Annotated in this window: 4 protein-coding genes and 1 pseudogene; all 5 read left to right on the top strand. The window is 75.4% G+C overall.

Features of this window, described 5'->3' with window-relative positions; all coding sequences use genetic code 11:
- Positions 1–3: 3 nt before the first annotated feature.
- Positions 4–75 (top strand): annotated as a pseudogene (locus AB0K17_RS29795) (hypothetical protein); the annotation flags it as partial.
- 238 nt (positions 76–313) lie between these two features.
- Positions 314–1,660 carry a hypothetical protein gene (locus AB0K17_RS29790; RefSeq protein ID WP_365984894.1) on the top strand — a complete coding sequence of 449 codons (1,347 nt, stop codon included), beginning with the start codon at positions 314–316 and terminating at the stop codon, positions 1,658–1,660.
- Between the two features lie 23 nt (positions 1,661–1,683).
- Positions 1,684–2,646: a glutamate ABC transporter substrate-binding protein gene (locus AB0K17_RS29785; RefSeq protein ID WP_365984897.1), complete on the top strand. Its 963-nt coding sequence runs from the start codon at positions 1,684–1,686 to the stop codon at positions 2,644–2,646.
- Between the two features lie 30 nt (positions 2,647–2,676).
- On the top strand, positions 2,677–3,999 hold the full coding sequence (locus AB0K17_RS29780) for a hypothetical protein (protein ID WP_365967669.1): 1,323 nt from the start codon (positions 2,677–2,679) through the stop codon (positions 3,997–3,999).
- On the top strand, positions 3,996–6,533 hold the full coding sequence (locus AB0K17_RS29775) for a tetratricopeptide repeat protein (protein ID WP_365984893.1): 2,538 nt from the start codon (positions 3,996–3,998) through the stop codon (positions 6,531–6,533). Before AB0K17_RS29780 ends, AB0K17_RS29775 begins: the two co-directional genes overlap by 4 nt.
- Positions 6,534–6,535 lie beyond the last annotated feature (2 nt).

Here is a 6,535-nt window from a genome sequence, read left to right as displayed (position 1 = left end):
TCCATGGCCGGTGACAAGGTCAACCGCGTCCTCGGCATCGTCAACGGCACCACCAACTTCATCCTCGACCGGATGGACACCAGCGGACCCGTAGGGGCGCGGGGAACTGCGCGACAAGCCACCACGCACCCGCAGATGAGCTGCCGTGTCGCACCAACGCGGCGGCAACCGCAGCCCGACACCGCGCCGCGCCCCTACGGGGCGCCCCGGCCCGGCCGGGAACCGAACACGCGCCCGGCGCGTGGAGGATGGTGCACCCCGGTCCCTGCGGCCATACTGCTGGCCGGGCACTCGCGACCCAGGGGGAGGTCACGTGTCACCAGCGCATCCGGCCCTGGACCGGCTCAGAACGGCCGTGGCGGCCACCACCGAGCCGGGCAGACTTCGGCTGGCCGGTGCGGCTCTCGCCGTCCTCCTGGTCGCCTTCGGTGCGCTGGCCGCCTGGCAGGTGGCCGCCCGGCAGTCCGCCGCGGACGCCGTCGTGCGGCACAGCCAGCCGCTGAGTGCGGATGCCGCCGACATCTACCGTTCCCTGGCCGACGCCGACACCACCGCCGCGGGTGGTTTCCTCGCCGGCGGTCAGGAGCCGGCCGCGGTCAGGCAGCGGTACGACAAGGACATCGCCGTCGCCTCCGAGCTGCTGGTGAAGGCCGCGGCCAATACGGATCCGGCCGATCCGGCCCGCAGCCGCATCACCCGGCTCAACGCGCAACTTCCGGTCTACACGGGTCTGGTGGAGTCGGCCCGCGCGGCGGGCCGGCAGGGGCTGCCGCTGGGCGGCGCCTACCTGCGGTACGCCAGCGACCGGATGCGCGAGGAGCTGCTGCCCGCCGCCCGGGAGCTGTACGAGTCGGAGACCGGGCGGCTGGAGTCCGACTACGCGGGTGCCACGGCCTGGCCGTGGGCCGCCCTGGCCGCGGGAATCGTCGCGCTGGGGGCGCTCGGCTGGGCGCAGCGGCGCGAGTACCTGCGGACCCACCGGGTCTTCAACCACGGTCTGCTGGCGGCCACGGCCGCCGCCGGGGTGGGCCTGCTGTGGCTGGTCGCCGGGCACGCCGTGGCCCGCACGGAACTGACCGCCTCCTACGAGCACGGGGCGCGTTCGATGCAGGTGCTCAGCGAGGCCCGCATCGCCGCCCTGCAGGCCCGCGGGGACGAGAGCCTGACGCTGGTGGCGCGCGGCGCGGTGCTCACCGCGGCCGGGGACGACGCCTACGAGGCCAGTTACCGCGCGGGGATGCGCGCCCTGGTCGGCGGCGACCTCACCACCGGTGGCGAGCCGCGCGGGGGCAGCCTGCTGGGCAGGGCGCAGTCGCTGGCGGACGGTGCCGCGGGCCGCGAGCCGGTGGCCGGGGCGATCCGGGACGTCGGGCGGTGGCAGCAGCGCCACGGCGAGGCGCGTGCCGCGGACGACGGCGGCTACTACGAGCGGGCGCTGCCCCTGGTCATCGGCGACAAGGACAGCACGGGCGCGGCCTTCGACCGGGTCGACACGGGGCTGCGCCAGGCCCTGGCGCACGAGGAGGACGACTTCCGGCGGGCGGCGGACGACGGCCGCGGCGCGCTGACGGGGCTTGCGGCCGGCATGGCCGTGCTGGCGGTGCTGGGGGCGGCGGGTGTCGTGCTCGGCATCGGCCGCAGGCTCGCGGAGTACCGGTGAGCGCGGGGAGGGGAGGGCGAGGGATGGGTGGGCGATCCGCCGCCAGGGGCTGGGCCCTGCTGACGACGGCGGTGTGCGCGGCGGCGGCTGCGGCCGCCACGGCGCTGCCGCAGCCGGCCGGGCCGGGGCCCACGGCCCGTACACCCGTCGCCGTTGCCGCTCCGGGCGTCGAGGCCCCGGCCGTCTGCAGTTCGCCGGAGGCGAGCCTGCGGCCCTCGACCGCCGACGGGCCGGCCGTGCGGCGCATCAAGGAGCGCGGTCGTCTCGTGGCCGGTGTCGACCAGAACAGCTACCGCTGGGGCTACCGCGATCCGGCCACCCGGGAGCTGGAGGGCTTCGACATCGATCTGGTCCGCGCCGTCGCCAAGGCCCTGCTGGGCGACCCGGACAAGGTCACCTTTCTGGCGATCCCCACGAACCAGCGCATACCTGCCCTGCAAAAGGGCAAGGTGGACATCATCGCGCGCACGATGACCGTCAACTGCGACCGGATCCGGCAAGTGGCCTTCTCCACGGCCTACTTCGAGGCCGGGCAGCAGGTGCTGGCCCCCAAGGGCTCGCCGGTCACCGGGTTCGACGACTCGCTGAAGGGGAGGAAGGTCTGTACGGCCAAGGGATCGACGGGCGAGGGCGAGCTGCACCACCAGTCGCACGGCGCGAGCGTGACGACGGTGCCCAACCAGCTCGACTGCCTGGTGCGGTTGCAGCTGGGGCAGGTCGACGCGGTGGTCACCGACAACGCGCTGGCCGCCGGGCAGGCGGCCCAGGACCCGTCCGTGCGACTGGTCGGCAAACCGTTCACCACCGAGTCCTACGGCGTGGCGATGAACCTCAAGGACGAAGACCTGGTACGCCGGGTCAACGCAGTACTGGAGGACTACCGCCGCGGCGGGGAGGCGAGCCCGTGGATGCTGGCCTACCGCAAGTGGCTGGCGGCCGATCTGAAGGGCATCACCGCACCACCGGAACCGACGTACAAGGACTGACCCCGGCAGACACCGGAGGAGAGGAGATCGATGGCGCTCGCGGGGCCCACCGGGCCGGCTCTCAGCCGCGAGGAGGCGGACCGCGAACTGGCGCGCCTCGGCGAGGAGCACGAGGCGGTCGAGACCTCGCTGCTCGCCCTGCAGGATCACGCGGGCCGCAGGCTGCTGGAAGGAGCGCGGCTGAGCGGCACCACCGAGGCGCGCTGGGCGGCCACCGAGCAGCTGATCACCCAGCTGTGGGTGTACTTCGACGCCTTCACCGACGCCCTGGAGGCCGCCCGTGAGCTGCGGGCCCGGCGCCGCTGGCCCACCCAGGGCGAACTCGCCCGGATCGCCGACCTGCTGCGCGGCACCGCCATCACCCTGCCCGGCGTGCCCCCGGCGGCCACCGCCGCGGGGCTGATCCCGCCGCCCCGGCTCAGCGAGCGGCTGAGCCTGCGGGAGCTGGCCGAGCGGATGAACGCCTGGTACGGCGAGGCGCTGGAGGTGGTCGTCGCCGCCGACGCCGTGTGGTCCGCGCTGCCGACCCGCATCGACCTGCTCGCCGCCGAGCTGCGGCGGGTGCGCGCGCTCGCCGAGTCGGTGGGCGTGCGGCCCGGCGCCCACCCGGCGGGCGACGAGCTCGACGGCATCGCCGCCGAGCTCACCGCCCTGCGCGCACGGGTGCTGGAGGACCCGCTGGCCTTCTGGACCGGCGCCCCGCCGGGCACCGGTCCCGGCGGCGGCCGCCTGGACACCTCCCGCTACGACCGCTCCGCCCGCGCCCTGGAGGACGTACGGCGCGAGGTCGAGGCCGTCCTGGACGTGCGCGACGACGCCGAGCGCCGGCTGATGCGCGTCCGGGACGTCATCTCGCGCGTCGACCGCACACTCGGCGAGGCCCGCAGCGCCCGCACCGAGGTGCTGTCGAAGATCGCCGCGTACGAGGTGCCCGTCGTCTCCGGCCCGCCGACCGTGCTGTACGAGCAGCTGTCCGCGGCGTCCGAACACCGCCGCAACGCCGCCTGGCACCTGCTCTCGCCGGTGCTGGAGGGCCTGGAGCTGCAGGCCGAGGAGGAGCTGCTGCGCGCCCGCGAACAGCTCACCGCGGTCACCGCGCCGCTGGCGGTGCGGGCCGAACTGCGCGGGCGCCTGGACGCGTACAAGGCCAAGGCCGCCCGCCTGGGCCTGGCGGAGGACGCGTTCGTCCTGGAGCGGTACGACGCGGCGCGGCGCGTGCTGTGGAGCGCGCCGTGCGACCTGGTCACCGCCGAGGCGGCCGTGCTGCGCTACCAGCAGGCCGTCGCGGAGGCCGTGGCCCCGCCCGCCCGGCCGGCGGTCACGGGGACGACGGACCACAAGGGGGAGCGATGACCGGTACCGGCTGCCAGCGGCCCGGCTGCCCGGGCACGTACGAGGACGTGGGCGCCGGCGAGCTGTACTGCGACACCTGCGGGCTCGCACCGGTCGTGGCGCCGGGCGGGGCCCTGTCCTCGCCGCCGACGGGGGTGACCCGGGCGCGCGAGGGGTCCTCGTCCTCGTCCTCCTCCGTCGCCTCCTCCTCCGGGTCGTCCTCCGGTTCGTCCTCCGGGTCGTCCTCCGCGCGTTCCTCCTCCTCGCGCCGGTCGGTCTCCGGCCGTCTGTCGCGCTCGCTGCAGGAGGGCTCGCAGAGCACGCCGACCGCGGCCCATTCGGTCTCGGTGCGCAGCCGGCGCTCGGCCGCGTCCTCCTCCGGCCGCAACCGGCTGGGCGCCGGCCTGGTGACCATGCCCGGCGTGCCCCGGCCCGACCCGCGGGCGGCCGTGCTGAGCGATCCGGAGGTGCCCGAGCGCAAGCGGTTCTGCAGCCGCAGCGACTGCGGGGCGCCGGTGGGGCGTTCGCGGGAGGGGCGCAGCGGGCGCACGGAGGGCTTCTGCACCAAGTGCGGCCACCCCTACTCCTTCGTGCCCAAGCTCCGTCCGGGCGACGTGGTGCACGGCCAGTACGAGGTGGCGGGCTGCCTGGCGCACGGCGGTCTGGGCTGGATCTACCTGGCCGTCGACCGTGCCGTCGCCGACCGCTGGGTGGTGCTCAAGGGCCTGCTGGACACGGGCGACGAGGACGCGCTGGCCGCCGCCGTCTCCGAGCGGCGCTTCCTCGCCGAGATCGAGCACTCCAACATCGTGCGCATCTACAACTTCGTCGAGCACCTCGACCAGCGCACGGGCAGCCTCGACGGCTACATCGTCATGGAGTACGTCGGCGGCAAGTCGCTGAAGGAGCTCGCCAACGAGCGCCGCCGCCCCGACGGCCGCCGCGACCCGCTGCCGGTCGAGCAGGCGTGCGCGTACGGCATCGAGGCCCTGGAGGCACTCGGCCACCTGCACAGCCGGAACCTGCTCTACTGCGACTTCAAGGTCGACAACGCCATCCAGCAGCAGGACCAGCTCAAGCTCATCGACATGGGCGCGGTGCGGCGGATGGACGACCACGAGGGCCCCATCTACGGCACGATCGGCTACCAGGCCCCCGAGGTCGCCGAGGTGGGCCCGACCGTGGCCTCCGACCTGTACACGGTGGCCCGCACGCTCGCGGTGCTGACCTTCGACTTCCAGGGCTACACCAACGTCTTCGCCACCAGCCTGCCCGCGCCGGACAACATCGAGGTCTTCCAGCGCTACGAGTCCTTCTACCGGCTGCTGGTGCGGGCCACCGACCCGGACCCGGCCCGGCGTTTCGCCTCGGCGGCGGAGATGGCCGAGCAGCTGACGGGGGTGCTGCGCGAGATCGTGGCCCTGCAGACGGGCACGCCGCGCCCGGCGGTCTCCACGCTGTTCGGGCCGGAGCCGCGGGTGGTGGACACCTGCCTCTTCCCGGACGTCGCCGGGGACGTCTCGGCCCTGGGCGTCCGCCCGCGCACCGGCTTCTTCCGCCGGCCGGCCACCGCAGCCGTCGCTCTCGCCCCGGCGGCCCCCGCCCCCGGCACGGCTCTCGCGGAGCTCGACGTACGGGCCGCCGCGCTCGCCCTGCCGATGCCGCTGGTCGACGCCGCCGACCCCAACGCGGGCTTCCTCGCGGGGCTGCTGGCCTCCCGCCCCGCCGAGCTGTACGCCGCGCTGAAGGCCGCCCCCACCGACTCGCACGAGCTGCGGCTGTGCCGGGTGCGGGCGCTGCTGGAGCTCGGCGAGGACGGGCCCGCGGGCCAGGCCGTCGCGGCGCTGGAGGCGGCGCGGCCCGAGGACTGGCGCACCGTGTGGCACCGCGGTGTGCTCGCGCTGGTCACCGGCGACCACGCCACCGCCGCCCTGTCCTTCGACGCCGTCTACGACGCGTTCCCCGGGGAACCGGCGCCGAAGCTGGCGCTCGGTCTGTGCGCGGAGGTGCTCGGGCAGTTGGACAACGCCGCCGAGTACTACCGGCTGGTGTGGGCGACCGACCCCGGCTTCGTGGGCGCCGCCTTCGCGCTGGCCCGGGTGCGGCTCGCCGACGGCGACCGCCCCGGCGCGGTGGCCGCGCTGGAGTCGGTGCCGGAGGCCTCCATCCACTACACCGCGGCCCGGGTGGCCGCGGTGCGGGCCCGGCTGCGGCGGCGCGCGGCCCACGAGGCGCTGCTGGAGGACCTGCGGGCGGCGGCCGCCCAGGTGGAGCGGCTCGCCGGCTTCGGGCTGGACGCCGTGCGGCGCGAGCGGCTGTCGGCGGAGGTGCTGGGCACCGCCCTGGACTGGGTGCTCTCGGGCCGGCAGGGCGAGGCGCCCGCGCAGGCCGGGCAGGCCGGCGGCGCGCTGCTGGGCAGCCCGCTCGACGAGCGGGGTCTGCGGTTCGGGCTGGAGCGCTCGTACCGCGTGCTCGCCCGCCTGGCCCAGCGCGGCGAGGAACGGATCGAACTGGTGGAGCGGGCCAACCGTTACCGCCCCAGGACATGGGTGTGATC

The organism is Streptomyces sp. NPDC049585 (assembly GCF_040675615.1).
GTDB lineage: Bacteria > Actinomycetota > Actinomycetes > Streptomycetales > Streptomycetaceae > Streptomyces > Streptomyces luteosporeus.
The sequence above is the reverse complement of the archived record's forward strand: the minus strand, read 5'-3'. Positions and strand labels throughout refer to the sequence as shown.